Origin of the sequence: Kribbella monticola (assembly GCF_003261635.1) — a bacterium.
Lineage (GTDB): Bacteria > Actinomycetota > Actinomycetes > Propionibacteriales > Kribbellaceae > Kribbella > Kribbella monticola.
Map to the genome: position 1 here is coordinate 187,088 of NZ_QFXK01000030.1, position 21,704 is coordinate 208,791.

9 protein-coding genes are annotated in these 21,704 nt (G+C 67.3%); 6 read left to right on the forward strand and 3 right to left on the reverse strand.

Annotation, left to right across the window (positions count from 1 at the left end):
- Positions 1 to 84 precede the first annotated feature (84 nt).
- From DIZ26_RS17300 to DIZ26_RS17310, 3 genes are read left to right on the forward strand one after another with little or no spacing between them, the layout of a single operon-like run.
- Positions 85 to 4,752 carry a non-ribosomal peptide synthetase gene (locus tag DIZ26_RS17300; protein ID WP_198676144.1) on the forward strand — a complete coding sequence of 1,556 codons (4,668 nt, stop codon included), beginning with the start codon at positions 85 to 87 and terminating at the stop codon, positions 4,750 to 4,752.
- Positions 4,749 to 12,896, forward strand: coding sequence for a non-ribosomal peptide synthetase/MFS transporter (locus DIZ26_RS17305; RefSeq protein WP_112242523.1), 8,148 nt, complete (start codon positions 4,749 to 4,751; stop codon positions 12,894 to 12,896). Before DIZ26_RS17300 ends, DIZ26_RS17305 begins: the two co-directional genes overlap by 4 nt.
- 2 nt (positions 12,897 to 12,898) lie before the next feature.
- The gene (locus DIZ26_RS17310; protein ID WP_112242525.1) at positions 12,899 to 13,504 is read left to right on the forward strand and encodes a DUF6875 domain-containing protein; all 606 of its coding nucleotides are present in this window, start codon (positions 12,899 to 12,901) and stop codon (positions 13,502 to 13,504) included.
- A 51-nt stretch (positions 13,505 to 13,555) separates the two neighbouring features.
- Here the strand turns inward: DIZ26_RS17310 and DIZ26_RS17315 are convergent, their stop codons facing one another.
- Both DIZ26_RS17315 and DIZ26_RS17320 read right to left on the reverse strand, forming a co-directional pair.
- Complete coding sequence (locus DIZ26_RS17315; RefSeq protein WP_112242527.1) at positions 13,556 to 17,188, reverse strand: CARDB domain-containing protein; 3,633 nt, start codon at positions 17,186 to 17,188, stop codon at positions 13,556 to 13,558.
- 146 nt (positions 17,189 to 17,334) lie between these two features.
- Positions 17,335 to 18,336, reverse strand: coding sequence for a DUF3800 domain-containing protein (locus DIZ26_RS17320; RefSeq protein WP_112242529.1), 1,002 nt, complete (start codon positions 18,334 to 18,336; stop codon positions 17,335 to 17,337).
- A gap of 184 nt (positions 18,337 to 18,520) precedes the next feature.
- Between DIZ26_RS17320 and DIZ26_RS17325 the strand changes: the two genes are divergently transcribed.
- The 3 genes from DIZ26_RS17325 to DIZ26_RS17335 all read left to right on the forward strand — a co-directional run bounded on the left by DIZ26_RS17325 (position 18,521) and on the right by DIZ26_RS17335 (position 20,669).
- A complete protein-coding gene (locus tag DIZ26_RS17325; RefSeq protein WP_112243375.1) occupies positions 18,521 to 19,102 on the forward strand; it encodes an RNA polymerase sigma factor in 582 nt (193 codons plus the stop codon).
- Positions 19,099 to 20,034, forward strand: a complete 936-nt coding sequence (locus DIZ26_RS17330) for a hypothetical protein (protein WP_112242531.1) — start codon at positions 19,099 to 19,101, stop codon at positions 20,032 to 20,034. The genes DIZ26_RS17325 and DIZ26_RS17330 overlap by 4 nt, the downstream gene beginning before the upstream one ends.
- A 101-nt stretch (positions 20,035 to 20,135) precedes the next feature.
- A complete protein-coding gene (locus tag DIZ26_RS17335; RefSeq protein ID WP_112242533.1) occupies positions 20,136 to 20,669 on the forward strand; it encodes a dihydrofolate reductase family protein in 534 nt (177 codons plus the stop codon).
- Here the strand turns inward: DIZ26_RS17335 and DIZ26_RS37485 are convergent.
- A complete protein-coding gene (locus tag DIZ26_RS37485; RefSeq protein WP_157979748.1) occupies positions 20,656 to 21,696 on the reverse strand; it encodes a GntR family transcriptional regulator in 1,041 nt (346 codons plus the stop codon). The genes DIZ26_RS17335 and DIZ26_RS37485 overlap by 14 nt on opposite strands.
- Positions 21,697 to 21,704: the final 8 nt, after the last annotated feature.

Below are 21,704 nucleotides of genomic sequence, written 5' to 3' on the forward strand. Positions count from 1 at the left end.
TGGTTTTCCCCGCCACGATCACCGTCCGTGTGCTTAGTCTCGTGCCTGGGTTCGGGTTCACCGAGCGAGGTCCGAGGGGGGACTTTGAGGTCTGTTGACGCCTGTCCGGAAACTGCTTCCATCGCTGCGAGGATCGCGGCCGTCGCCGACGCACAGCCCGCCAGAACCGCTGTCGTCCAAGCCGGCAAGGCCATCACGTACGGCGAACTCGTCCAGCAGGCAGACACCGTAGCCGCCGCAATCGGTGTCGGCCGCGACCACATCGTGGCACTGGAACTACCCCGCGGGATCGAGTTCGTCATCGGTGCACTCGCCGTACTGCGAGCAGGCGCCGCCTATCTCCCGATCGACCCAGCTCTTCCCGCTGCCCGGCGCGAGTTCCTCCTGACCTCTGCCAACCCCGCAGCCGTACTCCGGCCAGGTCTACCCAGCGCCGACACCGGCACCTGGACTCCCCCAGAACCGAACCCCGATGACCTCGCCTATGTCATCTACACGTCAGGATCAACGGGACGGCCCAAAGGCGTGCAAGTCCCCCAGTCCGCGCTCTCGAACCTCGTCGACTGGCAGCGACGGGTACTGACCATGAGCGAGGCCGACCGAGTCTCGTTCGTCGCCGGACTCGGCTTCGACGCCGCGATGGTGGAGCTCTGGCCCACGCTGGTCGCGGGCGGAACCCTCGTCATCCCCACCGAGGAACAGCGACTCAGACCCACCGCGCTCCGCGATTTCCTCGTCGAGCAAGGAATCACGATCGCCTTCGCTCCCACAGTTCTCGCCGCCGAACTGATGACGCTCGAATGGCCCGAGCAATCTGCGCTGAGAGCACTACTCACCGGCGGCGACCGACTCACGGCACGCCCGTCCGCGACCCTGCCCTTCAAGGTCTACAACCTGTACGGCCCGACCGAGACAACGGTCGTTGCCACCTGGGCAGAAGTCGCACCGGGTAACGACGTACCGACGATCGGCCGGCCGGTTGACGGCGTCGTACTGCAGATCCGTGACCCACAAGGCGCGATGGCACAGACCGGTGAACTCTTCATCGGTGGAGCCGGCCTAGCTCGTGGGTACCTCGGCCGGCCGGATCTCACCGCTGAGCGGTTCGTCACCGACCCCGAGCACGGCCGCCTGTACCGGACCGGCGACCTGGTCGCGCTGCGAGCTGACGGCGAGCTCGATTTCCTCGGGCGCGTCGACGACCAGGTGCAGATCCGGGGCCAGCGGGTGGAGCCGGGTGAGGTCGAGGTCGTGCTCGGTGAGCATCCCGACATCGCCGCGGCAGCCGTAGTACCGAGGGACGACGGCGAGGTCAGCCTCGCCGGGTTCTATGTGCCCACGAAGCCCGGGGTGGATCCGCGCGAGCACCTTGCCCGCTACCTTCCGGCGCACATGATTCCGGCGACCCTCACTGCGCTGACCGAGCTGCCACGGACGGAGAACGGCAAGGTCGACCGTGACGCCTTGCGCGCCTATCGGCAGGAGGCTTCAGCCGGCCGCGCCCCGGCTACTGCCACCGAGGAAGAGATCGCCGCGATCTGGGAGGAGGTCCTCGGCCGCACCGGTGTCGGCACGGATCAACCGTTCGACACAATCGGCGGACACTCGCTCGCCGCAACCCGCGTGCTGACCAGGCTGTCGGAGCGATGGGGTCGCGAACTGCCGCTCGAGCTCATGTTCGGCTCCGTCACCATCGCAGACCTCGCTGCGATCCTGCCCACCCCTCCGCCGCCAAAGCCAACCCCAACCCCGAATCTGCAGCGAGCACACGAAGCCGCACCACTCACAGCAGCACAGCGCAGCTACTGGTTCCTCGACCAATACCTCGCCGACCCGTCGATCTACGACGTCCGGATGCGCTACTCGATCAACGGGCCCCTGGACCCCGACCGCCTCGCGACGGCTCTCGACAAGCTCGTCGAACGCCACGAGGCCTTGTGTACTGCGATCGAGACCCGCCCGGACGGTCCGTACCAGCGCGTCATACCCGCCTATCGCGTGCCCTTCGACGTACTGAATGCCCAGGGCAACGACATCGACCACCAACTGGCCGCACATCCACAGCCTGGCAGCGATCTCGCCACCGGCCGCCTCATGCGCGCGGTCCTCGCAGCCACCGGCCCCGACAGCTGGCGACTCCTCCTCACCATCCACCACAGCGCCGTCGACGCCCGCTCGCTCGAGATCCTGTTGGCAGAACTACCGATCCTTTACTCCGGACGCGAGCTCCCGCGACCACAGCTCGGCCCGCGTGAGGTCGCAGCCTGGGAGGCAAGCCGGCCGCTGGCAGAAGGACTCGCGTACTGGCAGGAGAAGCTGGCCGGTGCTCCGACCGGCCTCGACCTGATCACGGACCACCAGCGACCGCTCGTGACCAAGCATCACGGCGGTTCGGTCCAGCTCCCCTTGCCTGTGGACGTTCTGACCGCGATCGATCGATTGGCCTCCGATGAGCGAGCCAGTCGCTTCACGATCGTGTATGCAGCGCTCGCCGCGCTGTTGCAGCAGCTGACCAGGCAGGACGACATCGTCATCGGTGCGCCGATGGCCAACCGGACGGTCTCGGAGTTCGACCAGGTGGTGGGTTGCTTCGTCAACACCGTCCCGCTGCGCGCGGTGGTCGACGACCAGGCGACCTTCCGCGACCTGCTCCGGCAGGCTCGGAGTACGGTGCTGGAAACGCACGCACATCAAGGCATTCCGCTCGAACGGATCGTGGCGGACCGAGCCAGTGGCGAGGCTCCCTTCGACGTACTGCTCGTCGTCGGGCAACCCGTCAGCGGGCCGGTCAGCCTGGGCGATGCCACCCTGAGGTCGCTCGGAGAGTGGCACGGCGACAACGCCCGATTCGATCTGACGGTGCTGGCCGAGCCGGTGGACGGCCGGATGAGGTTGACCGTGCAGTACCGAGACGATCTCTTCGAGCGGACGACGGCCGAGCGGATCAACCGCCAACTGCTCAACGTCCTCACCGCTGCTCTCGCCGATCCCGACACGACGCTTGCCGACCTGCCGTTGTGCAGCGAGGAAGAGGTCCGGCATTTCCTTGCCCTAGGCAACGGCGGCGACGCCTTCCAAGAACGACGACCGGCCTACCAGCTCGTCGCCGAGACGGCCGCGGCCCGACCCGACAAGACAGCGGTGATCTGCGGCCAAGAGGTCCTCACGTACGCCGAATTGCAGCATCGCGTCAACCAACTCGCCAGGCTGCTGCGAACCCATGGCGTCGAGCCCGGCACCCCGGTCGCGGTCAGGCTGCCGAGATCGGTCGCTGCCGTCGTCGCGATGCTCGGCGTAGCCACCTCGGGCGGCTGCTACGTGCCGATTGACCCGGACCTTCCAGCGCCGCGAGCCGAGGAGATGCTGGCGGATGTCAAAGCCACCGTCATCGTCGACGAGGACTTTCTGGCCAAGGCTGCCCAGCAGTCAGGGGACCCACTGGCCGACGTGGTGACCGCGGACGACCTCGTCCACATCTTCTACACCTCCGGTTCGACCGGCCGACCGAAGGGCGTTCTGGCCGAACACGGCGGCCTGACCAACCTCGTCCTGGCGAAGATCCGCAACTTCGCCGTCGCGGAGGACAGCCGTGTCCTGCAGTTCGTCCCCTTCGGCTTCGAGGTGTCCGTCTCGGACGTCTACATGACCTTGGTCGCCGGAGCGACGCTCGTGGTACGCCGCGACGAGGTCGCGGGCACCGACCTGGCCGAGTTGATCGACCGGGAGCGGATCACCGATCTCGTGCTGCCGGCCTCCGTTCTCGCCGCACTGCCTTACGAAGCCACCCTCCCGACGGTCAAGGCGATCGCGGTCGGTGGTGAAGCCTGTTCGGCGGACCTGGTGCGGAAGTGGGCACCGCGTCGGCACTTCGTGAATTCCTACGGACCGACCGAGGCCACGGTCGCCGCCGTGATGAACCAGTGTGTCGCCGACGGCACTCGGCCCGCGATCGGCAAGCCGATTCCCGGGGTACGGATCACCATCGTCGATCCGCGCGGCCGGCTGGTGCCGATCGGCGTACCGGGTGAGCTGTTGATCGCAGGCGTCGGCGTGACGAGGGGCTATCTCGACCGGCCGGAGTTGACGGCCGAGCGGTTCACGCCGGACCCGTACGGCCGTGGAAACCGTTACCACACAGGCGATCTCGCGTACTGGCGCGAAGACGGCACGATCATGCTCCTCGGCCGCATCGACGACCAGGTGCAACTGCGCGGGATCCGGATCGAGCTCGGCGAGGTCGAGGCGGCCCTCACCGCGCATCCGGACGTCTCGGAGGCGGTCGCCTTCGTCCACGACGATCCGGCAGCAGGGCCAAGCTTGAACGCGTACGTCGTCGGCGCGGCGGCGGGTCTGCGGGAGTGGTTGGCCACTCGCGTCCCGGCCCATCTCGTCCCTGCCACCATCGGTGAACTCCCCGTGCTGCCGCGGTCCGCGAGCGGCAAGCTCGACCGACGTGCGCTACCGGCACCACCGAGGGACCGATCCACTTCACGACCGCCCGAGTCGGTGACCGAGGAGCTCTTGCTCGACCTCTGGCGGGACGCGCTCGGAGTACCGGAGCTCGGTGTCGAGGACGACTTCTTCGCGGCCGGCGGGCAGTCCTTGCTGGCCGCCCAGGTGATGGCCGACGTGCGGGACCGGTTCGAGATCGACCTCGGCGTCCGGGCCCTCTTCGATGCGCCGACCGTGGCGAGGCTGGCCCTCGCGGTGGAGCAGTCGATCCTCGAACAGTTGCTGGGAGCATCTTCGTGAGCGCCGACCTGAGTACCGACGCGATCGCGGAGGCCCTCGCGGCACGACTGGCCAAGGCCAGAACGAAGGCATCGAAGCGGCCGGCAATCCCAAGCCGCCCGGAGGGTACCGAAGTCGTCCTGTCGTCGGCTCAGCGCAGGCTGTGGTTCCTCCACCAGCTCGCACCCGACAGCGCCGCCTACACCTTGCCGGTCGCCTGGCGACTGCGTGGAACGGTGGACAGCGAGCGGCTGCGGATGGCGTTGGTCGCGGTCGTCGAGTCGGCCGACGCCCTCCGCACCTTCTACCCGACGATCGACGGTACGCCGACCGCAGTACTGGCTGAAGCTGCTGCGCTCGACTGGCGTGAGTTCGACGGATTGCAAAAGTTCGGGGACGAAGTACGTCGTCCGTTCGACCTCGAAGGCGCTCCGCCCTTCCGCGCATCGCTGTTCAGGGTCGCGCCGGACGAACACGTGCTCCTGCTGTGCGTTCACCACATCGCGGCGGACGGCTGGTCGATGGGTCTGATCGCCGACCGACTCAGTACGGCGTACGGCGGTGGCGGGTTGGTTATGAGCACTCAGTACGCCGATGTCGCGCACTGGCAGCAGCAGCGCTCGACCGATGGCGACCTCGCGTACTGGCGTGAGCAGCTCGCCGATTCGCCTCGACCCGTTCAGTTGCCCGGTGATCGTCCGCGACCTGCGCATCCGAGCGACGCGGGCGGCGAGTACTCGTTCCAGCTCGACGAGGCGGCGACGTCCGCTCTCCGAGTGCTCGCGGCCAACGAGCAGGTCAGCACGTTCATGTGTTTGGCCGGAGCATTCCAGCTGCTGTGCGGACGGCTGGCCGGTGTCGACGACATCACCGTGGCGACGCCGGTCAGCGGGCGGGACGCCGTACCGGAGCTTCGGACGGTCGTCGGGTGCCTGATCGAAACGGTGTTGCTCAGGGCAAGAATCGCGCCGGCGCAGACCGGACGGGAACTCCTTCACCAGGTACGAAACACGGTGCTCGAGGCAACCGAACACGCAGCAGCTCCGTTCGAAGAGGTCGCCGCACTGTTGCCATATCCCGCTGAGGGCAGACCGCCGTACTCCGTGCTGTTCAGCGCCACCCACGTACCTCGGGTGGATCTGGACCTGCCAGGTCTCCAGATCGAGCCGATGCCGATCGACGCGCCGGCCACGAAGGTCGACCTCACGATGGAGGTCGCCGATCTCGGCGGTCCCACGATCTCCGCGTCCATCACCTACAGCACCGAACTCTTCGACCCCGCGACGATGGAGCGGTTCGCTCACCACTACCTCCTGCTGCTCCACGGCCTCGCCGCGGACGCCGATGCCCCGGTCGCCACTCTGCCGCTGCTGACCCCCGCTGAGCGCACCAGACTCCTCGCGCCGCCGACGGCAACGCGCCAGGCACCGCTGATCCGCACCGGCTTCGCCGACACCGTACGGCGAGCGCCCGACCGGGTTGCCGTGGCGGCCACCGACGGCGAGCTCACGTACGCCGAACTGGACGCCCTCAGCAGCTCTCTCGCCCTGCGCCTCCTTGCCGAAGGAGCAGGGCGAGAGAGCGTGGTCGGCCTCTCCGCCGCCCGGGACACCCGGTACGCCGTCGGGCTGCTCGGCATCCTCAAGTCCGGCGCCGCCTACGTGCCGATCGAGCCAACTCATCCCCCGTCGCGCCAGGCCGCCCTCCTGGCCTCCGCCGGCACCCGCCTCGCCGTCAACCTCGCCGACCTTCCGGGTATCACGGCAATCGACGCTCTAGGCAATGCAAGAACCGGAACGCTTCCAGAAGTTGCGGCGGGAGATCTGGCGTATGTGATCTTCACGTCCGGCTCGACGGGCCGGCCCAAGGGTGTAGCGGTCGAGCACGGCGGCCTCGCGGCGTACGTGGACGCCTTCGCCGAAAGACTTCACCCGGAAGACGGTGCCGGCTATGCGGTGGTCTCCACGCTGGCGGCCGACCTCGGGCACTCGATGGTCTTCACCGCCTTGTCCCGCGGTGGAACCCTTCACCTGATCGACGCAGAGCTCGCAGTCGACCCGATTGCGCTGAGCAAGCAGTTCGCGCTGCATCCGGTGGACTACCTCAAGATCGTTCCGTCACATCTGGCCGCACTGATCGGCTCTGGCAACTGCCTGCCGCGGAAGGCCTTGGTGCTGGGCGGTGCCGCGTCGCCCTGGTCCTTGATCGACTCCATCCGTCGCCAGGCACCAGAGCTGACAATCCTCAATCACTACGGTCCGACCGAGACCACGGTCGGAGTGCTGGCCTACGAGATCCCCGCCGAAGGCAGCCGGCCGACGACTGTTCCACTGGGTACGCCGTTGAGCCATGCAGCCGTGCACATCCTGGATCGACAGGGCGAGCCGCAACCGGTCGGCGTCTGGGGAGAGCTCTGCGTTCGCGGCCAGGCGGTCGCGCGGGGGTATCTCGGCGACAGCGCCGGTTTCGATGGCTGCTATCCGACCGGCGATCGGGCGAGGTGGCGATCGGACGGGACCGTCGAGTTCGGCGGCCGGCTCGACCGGCAGACCAAGATCCGCGGCCACCGCGTCGAGCCCGGCGAGATCGAGGTGGTGCTCGCCACACACCCGGCGGTCGAGGCTGCCGCGGTTCTGGTTGCCGACGGCAATCTCCACGGCTACGTGGCGAGCACGCAAGAACCTGGCGATCTCCGTCGCTGGCTGGCGGAGCGGTTGCCGGACCACCTGGTCCCTACCACTGTCACCGTGCTGACCGAGCTACCCCTGAACCCCAACGGGAAGGTCGACCTCGCAGCACTGACCGTGCCCGACAAGGCTGCGAAGCCGGTCGATCGACCGTTGACCGGCCGCACCCAGCAGCGCGTCGCTGCCGTCTTCGCTGACCTGCTCGACATCCCGACGCCGGCACCGGACGCCGACTTTTTCGAACTGGGCGGTCACTCCTTGCTGGCGATCCGGGCCGCGGCGAGGCTTCGGCGTGATTGTGGTGTCGCGATTGTCGTCCGGGATCTCTTCGAGCATCGCACGATCGTTGCCCTGGCCAACCACATCGACGGACTGCGGCGCAGCGACGGACCCGAGCTGGTCCATCGGGAGGATCGGTCGACCGAGTTGTCGCACGGGCAACAGCGGTACTGGTTCCTGGACCAGGTCGACCCGGGCAACCCGGTCAACAACCTGCCGAGCGCGTTCCGTCTCACCGGCGACCTGGACCACGACGCGCTGCGCGCCGCGCTCACCGCGGTCGTCGAGCGGCACGAGATCCTGCGTACGGCGTACCCGAGTGTCGGTGGCGAGCCGCAGGCCGTAGTACTGGAAGAGCTCGACATTCCCTTGCCTGTCAGTGATCTGCGAGGTTGGACCGACGAGGCGATCCGGGAGCGGATCGATGACGAGTTCCGGCACGGCTTCGATCTCGCGGCCGGTCCACCGTTGCGCGCTGCACTGTTGCGAACCGGAGAAGCCGAACACCTTCTGCTGCTGACGGTGCACCACATCGCCAGCGACGGCTGGTCGAACGCGGTCCTGCTCGAAGACCTCTCCGCGGCGTACCGAGGTGACTCGTTCGACCCGCTGCCGGTGACGTATTCCGATTACACCCAGTGGGAGACGGAGAAGACCTATCACGCCACGCAGGAGTTCTGGCGATCCCAACTGGAGGGTGCTCCCAGCTCTCTCGACCTGCCGCTGGATCACCCGAGGCCGGCGCTGCCGACGCATCGCGGCGGTGCGGTCTGGCTGGATCTCGGCGCTGAGCTGACCACGAAGCTCGCCGAGCTGAGCCGTGCGAACGACGTGACCCTGTTCATGACCCTGCTCGCCGCTTATCAGACCGTGCTCGCCCGGTACGCCGGAGTCGAGGACCTCGTGGTCGGTACGGCGGTCGCCGGTCGCGACCACCCGGACCTCGACCGCGTCGTCGGCATGTTCGTGAACAGCCTGCCGCTGCGGGGAAAGCCCGAGCGCGACCTCTCGTTCCTGGACTACCTGCAGCAGGTACGCCGTACGGTGCTGGACGGGTTCGAGCACTCCGCGATGCCGTTCGACCGGCTGCTCACGACCCTCGACGTACCCCGCGATCCGAGCCGTACGCCGGTCTTCACCACCATGTTCGTCCTGCAGAACACACCGCCGGCCGCCCTGGAACTGCCTGGCATCACAGTGGAGCCGATCGACGCGGCCACCGGTATCGCGCGGACCGACCTGTCGCTCTACCTCACCGAGGACAACGGCGGGCTCCGCGGAGCACTGGAATACAACAGCGACATCCTCGATCGGTCCACCGCCGAACGCATCGCCGGCTACCTCCGCACGTTGCTGATCGCAATCGCGGCTACGCCGGAAGCCAAGCTGGGCGACCTACCGCTCAGCGACGTAGCCGAGCTCGAGCAGCTCCTCAACGAGTGGAACGCCACAACCCGTCCGGTGCCGAGCGGCCTCACACCTGACTGGATCCTCCGGCAAGCTGACTTGCGCCCGGAGAGCATCGCCGTCAAGGACGATCGGGAAGAGCTCTCGTACGCCGAGCTGGAACGCCAGTCGGCTGCGTTGGCGCAACGACTGACAGACCTTGGGGCAGGCAACGGGACGGTCGTCGGGCTGGCCCTACGCCGGTCGATCCGGATGCCCGTGGCGATTCTCGCCGTACTCCGGCTCGGCGCGACCTACCTCCCGCTCGACCCCGAGTATCCGGCCGACCGGTTGACCTACATGGTCGAGGACTCAGGTGCCGCTGTGCTGGTCACGGACGGGTTCACCGAGACCTTCGACCTGCCGTCCGTCGACCTGCGCGAACCGCTTCCGCCCGCCGCTGCGCCTCGATCAACAGTGGCCGGCGGCGATCCGGCGTACATCATCTACACCTCCGGCTCGACCGGCCGACCCAAGGGCGTGGTCGTCCCGCACAGGGCATTGGCCAACCTCTTGTCGTCTTTCACCACGGAGCCCGGTCTTTCGGCCGAGGACACCGTGCTCTCGGTGGCCAGCATGTCGTTCGACATGTCGGTGAAGGAACTGCTGCTGCCGTTGACCGTCGGCGCCACCCTCGTCATCGGCGGCCCCAAACTCGCAGCCAACGGCGAAGCACTGGCCCGGCGAATCCACGAGACCGGTACGACGTATCTGCAGGCGACCCCGCTGACCTGGCAACTCCTGCTCGAAACCGGCTGGACCGGCGATCCCGACCTGGTCGCTGTTTGTGGCGGAGAAGCGTTGCCATCCGACCTGGCTGTCCGGCTGCAGGGCGTCGTCCGCGAACTCTGGAACTTCTACGGACCAACGGAAACCACGGTGTGGTCGACGCGCGAGCGCATCACCTCGGCCGAGGTCACCGTCGGCCGGCCGATCTCCAACACCTGCGTCTATGTGCTGGACGACCACCTGCAACCGGTGCCCCTCGGCGCGGTTGGCGAGCTGTGCATCGGAGGCGCCGGAGTCGCCCTCGGCTACCACGGCAAGCCCGAGCTGACCGCCGAGCGCTTCGTGCCGAACCCCTTCGGAGACGGCCGGATCTATCGCACCGGCGATCTGGCCCGTTGGCGCGCCGACGGGCGACTCGAGGTCCGCGGCCGGGCCGACGGTCAGGTCAAGCTGCGCGGCTACCGGATCGAGGTCGGCGAGATCGAGACCGTGCTGACCGGCCATCCCGAGATCGTCTCCGCCGCCGTCACCGTCTGGCAGGACCGCTTGGTCGCGTACCTCGTCGGGCTCGGCGATGAAACCAGCGACGCGGGAGTCCGCGAGTTCCTCCGCGGCACGCTGCCCGATTACATGCTGCCGGCAACCTTCGTCCGGCTCCCCCAGTTGCCGACCACGCCGAACGGCAAGGTCGACCGCCTGTCGCTGCCTGCTCCGGCAGCACCCGCCACCAAAGCGCCCCCGGACGCGACACCCGAGCAAGCGGCGATCTTGAAGGTCTTCGCCGAAGTGCTCGGGTGCGAGGTCGGGATCGACGACGGCTTCTTCGACGTCGGCGGGGACTCGCTCCGCGCAGTACGGACCGTGCGGGCGATCGATCCCGAGCTCTCGGTCCTCGACCTCTTCCGCTGTCCCAGTGCGCGATCGCTGGCCGAATACCTGCAGACCAGGACTCGTGCCGAAACGGACGTCCTGCAGAAGATGACCGCACTCGATGCGGCTCACGCCGACCTCACCGTCATCGGCGCACCCTTCGGCGGCGGTGGCGCGATCGTGTACGCCGACCTCGCGCAACGCATGCCGGACGACTGGGCCCTCTACGCGGTCCAGCCGCCGGGCACCGACTACTCGCGTCCCGACGAAGCACTGATTCCCCTGCCGGAGTTGGCGGATCGCTGTGCGGAACGGATTCTCGCCGACGTCCCCGGCAAGGTGATGCTCTACGGTCATTGCGTCGGCAGCGCTCTGGCCGTCGCCATCGCACAGCGACTCGAGCAGGCCGGGAAGATCCCCGAGTCCGTTGTGCTCGGTGCATCCTTCCCCAATACCCGGCTGCCCGGCGTACTGGGATCGGTCGCCCGGCTCGCACCGGGACGACGCCAGTCCGACCGGATGCTCACCGATACCCTGCGGGTCCTCGGCGGCCTCGGTGAAGATCCGCCGCTTGCTGAGCGGGCCTTTGTGGCGAAGGCGATCCGGCATCAGGCGGACCAAGGCGAGCTGTTCTTCACGAACTCCTTCACCGACGACATGCCCAAGCTGAAGAGTCCCCTGCGGGTGGTGGTCGGCGACCTCGACGAGGCGACGCGGTTCTCGTCCGAGCGGGTGCACGACTGGGACCGCTTCGGCGAGGTGGTGGAGCTGGTCGGACTTCCGGGGGCCGGTCACTTCTTCCACCGCGATCCCCGGGTCGCCGAGCTACTCAGCAGGCCGCCCTCGGGCACCATCTCCCAGCGAACGCAGCAGGCGAACCTCCCCGGCTTCCTCACCGTTACCGCGGGACAGTTCGTCTCGCTCATCGGTGCTGGACTCTCGACCTTCGCGCTCGGCGTCTGGGCCTACCAGCAGACCGGCCGCGCCACCGCGCTCGCCACCATCGCTGCCTTTGCGATCGTGCCGGTGATCCTCACTGCGCCACTGGCCGGAGCCGTCGCCGACCGATGGAACCGTCGTCGCGTGATGATGGGCTGCGACCTGACGGCCGTGGCAGCCGCCTTGATGCTGATCGTCTTGCTGGCGGTGGATTCGCTGGCCCTCTGGCATCTGTACGTCTTCGTGACAGTGGTCGCGGTGACGTCCTCCTTCCGACAACCTGCCTATCTCGCCGCCGTCGCCCAGTTGGTCCCCAAGCGCTATCTGGGACAGGCGAACGGCCTGGTAGGCCTGGGAACCGCGGCCGCACTCCTCTTCTCCCAGTTGCTCGGCGGCTTACTCCTGCTCGCCCTCAGCCTCAGCGGTGTGCTCTGGATCGACCTCGCCACCTCGGTCGTGGCGTTGGCCACCTTGGCCGTGGTGAAGGTGCCGGATCTCGGCTTCCACGTTCGCGACGAACCACTGCTGACCGAGATCGCCGGCGGCTGGCGCTACCTCAACGAACGTCGTGGCCTGCTCGCCGTGGCCGCCTTCTTCGCGGTCGCGAACGGACTCGGTGGCGTCGTGGTCGTCGTCACCACCCCGATGGTCCTCGCCTTCGGCAGTACGGCGACGCTCGGGCTGGTCCTGGCTGCCCAAGGCGCCGGCCTCCTGCTCGGAGGCGTGCTGATGGCGATCTGGGGTGGCACTCCCCAACGAATTACCGGAATGATCGCCGGCGTCGGACTGATCGGGCTGAGCTCCGTCGTGATCGGGCTGCGTCCATCTGCCTTCTTCCCCATCGCCGGCATGTTCGGCGTCGGGTTTTGCGCCGCCCTGATCAACGCGCACTGGCTGGCCCTGGTCCAGGTGAAGGTGCCGCACGAACTGCTCGGCCGGGTGCTCGCGACGATCCTGATGCTCGCCCGCGTCGTCATGCCGCTCGGCTACCTGGCGGCCGGGCCTTTGGTGGACAAGGTTTTCGAGCCGCCGATGCGCGAAGGTGGCGTCCTCGCCCGAGTCCTCGGGCCGGTCTTCGGCACCGGAACCGGCCGTGGCATGGCCGTGGTCGTCGCGGCCACCGGAGTACTGCTTCTCGCGTGGTCGCTGCTCGGCCTCGCGTCCCGCTCACTTCGCAAGGTCGAACAACAGCTACCCGATGCAGTGGAGGACTGACCATGTTGACCTACGCCGGCGTTGACTCGTTGGGGCTGCATCTGTACTCCGGCAGCGACCTCCCCGCCGAGCACAGCCCGGAACGCGAAACCGTCGAGACCATCCTGCAGTGGGCCAGCGGCTATCTGACCAACCCGCACGAGGACCTCGGCCGCAACGGACCCGTCTGCCCGTTCGTCTCGGCCTCGTTGCGCAAGGACCTATTCCGGGTCGCTGTACATCCCGGCAGGCCTGATCCGGACCAGGTCGCCGAGATGGTCCTGCGCTACAAGGATTGGTTCGGCATCCTCGAGCCGACCGAAGGTGCCGGCGCCCAGTTCAAGACGGTCCTGATCGCCTTCCCCGATCTCGATGACCAAGCTGTCGGCGAGGTGATCGACGGAGTACAACTGCGACTCAAGCCGGACTTCGTCGCCGACGGGTTGATGCTCGGCCAGTTCCACCAACTGCCCCCTGAAGCAGGCGGTCTGTGGAACCCGGACTTCCGCCCGTTGCACGCCCCGGTCGCATTGCTCGCGATCCGGCACATGGTCCGCAGCGACCTGCCGTTCCTGATCGACGAGCCGGCCTTCGTCACGCAGTACGAAAGGATCTTCGGTACGTCGTGACGCGGTGAGCCCCCGCAACCCCGGGACAAGGTTGCGGGGGCTCGCTTGCTGCTACTGACCGCTGAAGGTGAACGTGGAGCCGGGCTCCTTGACGATGTCGCCGTCTCTGGAGTTCGTCACCGTCACATTGCTCAGTACTGCGTTGCCGCGGGCGCCGCCCATCGCGAGGATGCCCGAGCCGTTGTTGGACTTGTCGATCCGCACGTTGGTGATCGCCACGTTCGGCATCTCACCACCGCCGGTCTTGAACTGGATACCGTCGTACGTCGAGTCGTAGATGTCCGTGTCCCGGATCGTGACGCCGGGAATCGGCAGGTTCGACGGGAACAGCGTGATCGCGCCGAACTCCTGGTCCTCGTTCCAGAACGCGCCACCGGTCCGGTAGAGGCCGTTGTTGGAGATCAGCGTCGTCCCGGAGAACGGCAGCGGATCGTGGTCGGTCGCGAGCATGATGCCGGGGTAGTTCATCGTGTCGTAGACCAGGTTGTTCTCGATCTTGTTGCCGTAGCCGCCGTAGATCGCGATGCCGTTGGCCCGCCACGGCAACTGGACGGTGTTGTTGGTGAACGAGTTGTCGTGACCGATGTCGACCGACTGGTCCTTGACGTACTTGTTCGCCCAGACCGCCAGCGAGTCGTCGCCCGTGGTCCGGAACGACGAGTTGAAGACCTTGGAGTTCCTGGTGCCGTTGGAGAAGTTGATGCCGTCGGCATAGGTGTCCCGGATCCGCATCCCGCTGAACTCCAGCCCGTCGGCCGGGCCCCACAACTCGGGGATGTTGTCGTAGTCGCGCCCGACCCAGACCGCCACGTTGGCGTGCTCGATCCAGACGTTGGTGATCTTCGTCCCGGTACCGAAGCGCCCGTTCAGTCCGACGCCACCCTCGGCGTTGCCGTCTCCACCACGGATCCGGCCGGAGCCGAAGATCGCAAGGTCCGAGATCTGCACATTTTTGTCGATGTCGAAGCCGAAGTTGCCCTCGTGCGGATGGTTGATGCCGCCGGCGTTCTGCGGCTCGATCGTGGAGTAGAGCTGCGAGTACCACATCCCGGCGCCGCGGATCGTGGTGTTGCTGATGCCCACCTGGTTGAACTGGCCCCGGTTCAGCGGGTCGTCGGTGAGGATCTTCTTCTCCTGCCGCCATTGGCCCTGCGGAATCCAGACACAGCTGATCACGCCGTTCTGGTCGTCGGTGACCGCCCGCTGGATGGCGTCCGCGTCGTCGATCCCGTCGTTCGGCACCGCGCCGTACTGCGTGATGCTCGTGCAGCCCGCAGGCTGGCTCAGGGCCGGTGCGACCTGCTCCAGGTCGATCAGGTCGATGATGTAGAACGACGCGGTGTCACCCGAGTCGCGCTGCAACTTGAACTTGGTGCCGGGCGGGTAGGAGCTGCTGAGCAGCGCGTGGGACTCGTCGAAGAGCCGCCGCGCGTCGCCACCGGGTGTGTTCGTCAGCGACTCGGGTCCGTCGCTGTTGCCGTACAGCCAACTGTTGTGCGACGACAGGTTCAGCTTCTGTGCGAAGGTGCCGTTCACGTAGAGGCTGATGGTGGCGTTGATGCCCTGGCCGTCGGCGGAGTCCGGGATCGAGTTGCGGACGACGATCGAGTTCGTCTGATTGGTCGAGGTGAATTCGACGAATTGGCCGGTGGAGTTCAGCCGGACCGACTGGCGGCCGGACGACTCCGTGGCGAAGTTCGTGTGCCCGAAGGTCCGGAGCGCGTCGGTGGTCAGCAGAGTGCCGGTGTAGTTGGCAGCCTCCGCCTCGTACGACGTGTAGGGAACCGCCGCGCCGCGGCCCACCACGATGGCCCGTGAGAACGCGTTGTTCGTTTCGTTGGTCTCGGCAACGACATTGGTCGCGTCGGCCGTGGCCGTCAGGGTGGCTCCGCCATTGGTCGCGGTCCAGGTACCGCTGACGGCCACGTTGACCGTCGTACCGGCCGCGATGGAAGCCGTGTTGGTGTTGAGGGTCGTGCCACCGACGGTCAGCCGGGTGACGCTGGTTGCTCCCGTGGCGGCGGTACCGCGGTTGTTCACCGCGACGGTGAAGGAGACCTGGGCGCCGACGGCCGGGTTCGGAGGGTTCGAGGTGATGCCGAGGACTTGCAGATCCGGCCCTGGCGCCTGCGCAATCACCAGTTGCGAGGGTGCCTGGAACGTGTTGTTGCTGTCGTTCTGCTCCACGATCGTGTTGGTCGGGTCGACCACTGCTGCGACCGTGTAGCTGCCCTCGGCCCGGGTGCCGGCGTTCGCCGTGACCGTTGCCGATGCGCCCGCGTTCAGCGCCGCCACCGAGGCGGTCCCGACGACCGTGCCACCGAGGAGGAAGTTGACGCTGGTCGCGCCGGCGGCTGCCGAGCCGATGTTCTGGACCGTGGCCGACAAGGTGATCGGGCTGGTCTCGTTGGGCGATGCGGGACTCCAGGTGGTCGAGGTAACCACAAGATCGGGGTTGGGTGCGGGCGTACCGATGACCTGCAGGTCCGCGACCTGGCCGCCCGGTGCGCCCGTATTGCTGAAGATCTGCAGCCGGACGTCGGCAGCGCGGCCGGTGACCGGGATGGTGATCGAGTTCTGGTTCGTCGCGGGATTGAATTGGTAGTCGGTCCGGGCCGAGATCGAGGTGAACGTGGTCGCCGACTGCTCGCGGCCGAGCACCTGGATGCTTTGCGTGCGGGCACCCCAGGCCTGGTCGGGGTTGAGCTTCACCACGATCGAGTCGAGGTCGGCGTTCGAGCCGAGCTTGACGGTCAGCGTGGCCGGGTAGCCGTTCGACTCCCAGTAGGTGCCGATGTTGTTGTCGTTGGCGTTGGCCGCCACGAAGTTGAACACCGACGAGGAAGCCTCGATCGGCTTGCCTGCGGCGAGATTCGCGCCACCGGACTGGCCTGAGCGACGCACGTGGTTGCTGTCGCCGGACTCGTTGCCGGCGGCATCACGTGCGCGGACGTAGTACTCGACTGTCGCTGAGGTCGGTTGCGCCTCGGTGAAGGTGAGCACGTTGGCGGCCACTGTGGTGACGGCCGCGTTGTTGCGGTAGACGGTGTAGCCAGTGACGCCGACGTTGTCGGTCGAGGAGGACCAGTTGAGGCGGATCTGGCCGGAGCTGGGCTCGGTCAGTGCGAGGTTGCCGGGTGCGGTCGGCGCCTGGGTGTCGCCGCCGGTGTCCGGGCCGTAGAGCTCGAACTCGGAGAGTTGCCCCGCAGGCCAGCCGGTGTTGGCAGTGATGTTCAGCCGTACGTACCGCGCGGAGGTCGCCGGGAACGTGATGGTGACCGTGTTGTTGCTGGTCGGCGTGAAGTTGTAGCCCGCGCTGGCGACGATGGTGCTGAACGTCGACCCGTTCGAACTGCCTTGTACTGCGAGGGTCTGGGTGCGCGCACCCCAGCTCGCGGGCAGTTTCAGGACCACCTGGTTGACGCTGACCGTGGCGCCGAGGTCAGCCTGGAGCCACTGGGGGAACGCGTTGTTGTTGCTCTCCCAGTACGAGTTCTGGTTGCCGTCGCCGGCATTGCTCGCTGGGTACTCACCCAGCGAACTGCCGGACGAGAGCGTCTTGGTCAAGGTCGCTGTGATAGCTGCTGGTGCTGCGGAAGCGGGTCTCGGCAGGAAACCGGCGGTGAGGAGCACCGCCGAGAGCAGGCCGATCATCAGCCGCCACGCGGGCTGCTTGGGTCGCATGGAATGGTCCTCCGTCGTTCGGGCGGGGGCGGGAGGGACTGCGCCGAACTCACAAGAGGTGTTATGCAAAATTGCGTTGATTTGCCAACTTCTTGCGGGACGGTAGTCAAAGGTTGCAGGGCCGCCTGCTGTTCGTCAACACCTCGTCACACTTCGGCGGCCAGCGCGAGCCGCCGGCCGGAGGCCTCGTCGGCCCACAGCGACGAGGCGAGAACGTACGGCTGGAGCAGCGCCGTCAGTCCGGGATCGGCACAGCCGTGCAGCTCCTGGGTGGCCAGATGGCGAGCCACTCCGGCGAGCAGGTCCGCCACCTGAACCCGCGGATGCTCCCGAGAATCGACCTGACTGAAGTCCCGCAGGGATCCGCCGAGCAGCGTTCGGATCCGGTCGACGCGGTGGGTGGTCAGCGCGCTCTGCTCGTCATGAACGATGTCGACTGCACGTTCGCCCCCACTCCAGTGCAGAGTCGTGTCGACGAGTGCGGTCAGCAACGGCTCCAGCGGCGGCGGAACGCTGGACCGGTCGTCGAGCAGGGTGGTGAGGACCGCCCGCACCCGCTTCCGGCTGCCGCGAAGACGCCCGACCAACTCCAGGTCGCCGTCCAGACGGCCAAGGGCAGCAAAGAAGTTGTCCAGCGCCGTCCGATTGACCACCCGGTGCCGCTTGGTCCGCATCATCACGACGAAGCAGGCGAGTACGGCGTACCAGTCGGCCGCACCGAAGACCACCGGCCCTCGCCGATGGAGTACTGCGGCAGCCTCGCGCAGGTCGGGCGCGAGACTCGTACCGGCCGCGTACGTCGGCTCGCCGAGCAGGAAGTCGACCATCCGGTGGACCACGAAGAATCGCTTGTCGGTCAGATGAACCGACGCCTTTCCGTCCAGCGACTCCAGCAAACACTCGACAGCCGACCGCTGCCGCAGAATCTGGGTCGCCTTGTACTCCGAATGCAGGTGGCGCGAATTCGCGCGCACCCGCGCGACCACCTCGACGGCCTCTGCCGCGGCAAGGTCCACCGCGGCATGCGTGATGACCGGCGCCCGTGGATCCAGAAGGTTGGTACCGGAGAAGCCCGACTCGTCACAGGCGATGTCGACAACGGGCACATCGGCGCCTACTGCAAGGACTCCAGCCTTGTCAGCAGACATACCCGTCATCATCGCCACCCTCCCGGTCGCCTGCCACCCATTTCCCGCCGGCAGTTCCGTGGAATCGGGAACCTTCGGCCGGCCGGCGACACAGAAGGGGCATGAGGCGGCGAGCAAGGGCCAGGGGACGCGACGGAGGGAAGGAGACGTGATTGGACTGGACGGGAGGCACGATGGGGTGATCATGACGGCGACCGACCGGGTGCTGTGGGACCGGGCTTCCGGCGGAGATTCGGAGGCCTTCGGGCAGCTGTACGACCGGCACGCTCGCGCCGTCTACAACTTTCTCTACCGGCGGACCGCGTCGTGGAGCGATGCGGAGGACCTGACCTCCGCGGTGTTCCTGCACGCCTGGCGGCGACGGGCCGACGTCGTCCTCGACCGGGATTCGGCGCTCCCCTGGCTGTTGCGGGCAGCGGACTACACCGTCCGCAACGAATGGCGGGCCAAGCTCCGCTACCGCCGGGCGCTCGCGGCGGCACACCTGCTGGCCGATCACCAGCGGGATCACGCCGACGAGGTGATCGGCCGGCTGGATACCGACCACCACCTCGAACAGGCCCGCGCGGCGATGAAACGCCTGCCCCGGCAAGAGCGCGAAATCGTCGAGCTCTGCGTCTGGTCGGGACTCGACCAACAAGCCGCCGCCGTCGCGCTCGACGTTCCCCTGGGCACGGTGAAGTCCCGGCTGTCCCGGGCCAGAAAACACCTGCGTGAGCTGGGTATTTCCGAACTCTCGAAGACTTCCGTGGAGACACAACCATGACCGACCTGACCACTCCCCCCGACCACGACCTTCCGCGCCCGGTCCGCGACCGGCAGCGCGACGAACTGGTCGCGATCGTCGACCACGAATTCGGCGCACCGCGCCGACGCACCGCCGTACCGCTGCTCGCAGCCGCGGCAACTGTCGCAGTCATCGCCGGCCTCGCGTTTGGAGTACCGGCCCTGAAAGGTAGTAGAACGACGCCGACCGGTACTGCGCCGGCGGCGGGCGGCCAGAAGGTTGCTTCCGGCAACACCTCGGCGCCTCAGCCGGCCCGGACGCGCAAGCTCAGCGCTGCCGAGACGGCTGCCTTCCGGAATCAGTGCATCGAGTTCACCAAGGACTATCAGAACTCGTTCGCGAGCTTCGAGGTGATCAACGCCTTCGAGTACGTCAAGACCGCGCGTCCGGGACTCACCAAGAGCTGGCTGGTCGCCCGGAAGGGAATGGACTACTGGATCTGCAGCCGCTCCGGGGACGGCAGCATCGCGGGCGACAGCGCCTTCGGCCCGAACATTTCACCGGCGGGTAAGGACGTTCCCTACCTGTTCGCACCCGTCGACGGACGCGGTGAGGGCACCGGAATGTACATCCCGTCGATCACCAGGGTGACCGTTCAGCACCACGGCGATGACCCGGTCGAGGCGGTTCTGAAGGACGGCTTCTGGTTCGCGCCGATGGAGCAGGACAGCTTCCCGCTCCCCAAGAACGGCGGCAGACCGATCACCCCGGACAACCACCTGATCGGCGTGATGCCCGGCTGGACGATCCGTGGCTACGCCGGTGACGGCAAGCTGGTCTACGACTCGGCGAAGAACGGCCCGCGGGTGGAGAAGTGCTACAGCAACCCGGCCCGTACCGAGGTCCTGGTCGTCAACTCCGTCAAGCATCCGACCCCGGCGACCTGCGAGCGGATGTTCGACTGGAAGTGAGCTTGATCGCCGGTGATTCCCACACCGGCGATGAGTTTCTCCGGTCTCGCTCGTCTCAATGGTTCAGCTGAGACAAACTCGCAGACAGGAGGTCGATCATCATGGCGAAGGTGCTCTACGCGGCCAGCATCTCCCTGGACGGTTTCATGGCCGGACCGGGCGGTGACATGTCGTGGCTCACGCCGTACCTGGGCCCGAATCCGGAGGTCACAGAGCTGATTCCACAGATCGGGTCGTTGCTGGTCGGGCGGCGGACGTTCGACGGCGACGACCCGCACAAAGGTGACGAAGGCGAGGGCAAGGCATTCGGCGGCGGCTGGGAAGGCCCGCAGTACGTCGTCACGCACCGGCTGCCGGACCAGAACCTTCCGGACATCACCTTCGTCGACGACTTCGGCAGCGCGCTCCATCAGGCGAAGGAGGCCGCCGGCGACAAGTACGTGAATGTCCTCGGCGCCAGCATGGGCCGGCAGTGTCTGGAAGCCGGTGAACTGGACGAGATCTTCGTCTGCGTCGTCCCGCTGCTCCTCGGCGACGGCGTCCCCTTCTATCCCCGGTCAGGCACCAGGAAGCTCGAGCGCCTCAGCCAAACCGAGACCGGGTCGGGAACCAACCTCTGGTTCAGGGTCGACTGACCGGCCCGGTGGAGTCCCGGACGACGAGGTCGGGGATCAGCGAGATCTGGCGCCGCGGGGACTTCGGGTCGGCGAGACGGGCCCGCAGCGTCTCCACCGCGATCCGGCCGACCTCGAACTTCGCCGGCGACACAGCGGTGAGCGGGACGTCGGACAGGTCCGCGACCTCGTCGTCGTAGCTGATCACCGAGAGCTGGTCGGGGACCGCGATGCCGTTCGCGATGGCCGCGTTGAGCAGCAGGGTCGCCTCGCGGTCGGCGAAGCAGATGACCGCGGTCGCCTTGCTGCGCAGGAGTTCGGCGAGGAAACGCTCGGCATCGGCAGTCGTCCAGCGTTCGCGGGATTCCACCAGCACAGGGGTGTCGCCGAGTCCCGCGCGGACCTGCGGAGCCGTATGCGGGCTGACCCGTTCGAGATAACCGATCCGGGTATGCCCGAGGCTCCGCAGGTGCTTCACCGCCGCGCGGGCACCGGCGGCATGGTTCGAGCCGGCGAACTCGTGCAGTGTGGTGGGATCCTCCAGCCCTCGCTCGACCAGAACCACTGGTACGTCGAGGTCTTCCAGGCCGGCCATGCTCGGCCCATCGGCCGCCAGGATCAGACCGGCCGCGCCCGCACTCACCAATGCGTCGACCGCCTGCCGCTCCTCGACAGAGTCCCACTCGGTTGACCGCAGCAGCATCTGCGCGCCGTGGCGAGCGAGTTCGCGCTCGATGCCGACGATGATGCGCGGGAAGTAGTACGTCATCGACGGCACGGCCACGCCGATCAACGGTCCGGTGTCGCTGCTCGCGATGTACATCCCCGAGCCCTGCCGCCGGTAGACCAGGCCATCCTGCACCAGCAGGTCGACTGCTCGCCGGACCGTGTTCAGGCTGACGCCCTGCTCTCGGGCCAACTGCTGCTCGGTCGGCAGCTTGCCGCCCGGCCACCGCAGCTCAGCGATCCCACGCCGCAACTCGCCGGCCAGATGCCGTGCCTTCTGCCCCCGGACGGCCTCGGCCGCGGGTACCTCGGATGCGCTCACGCGCCGAC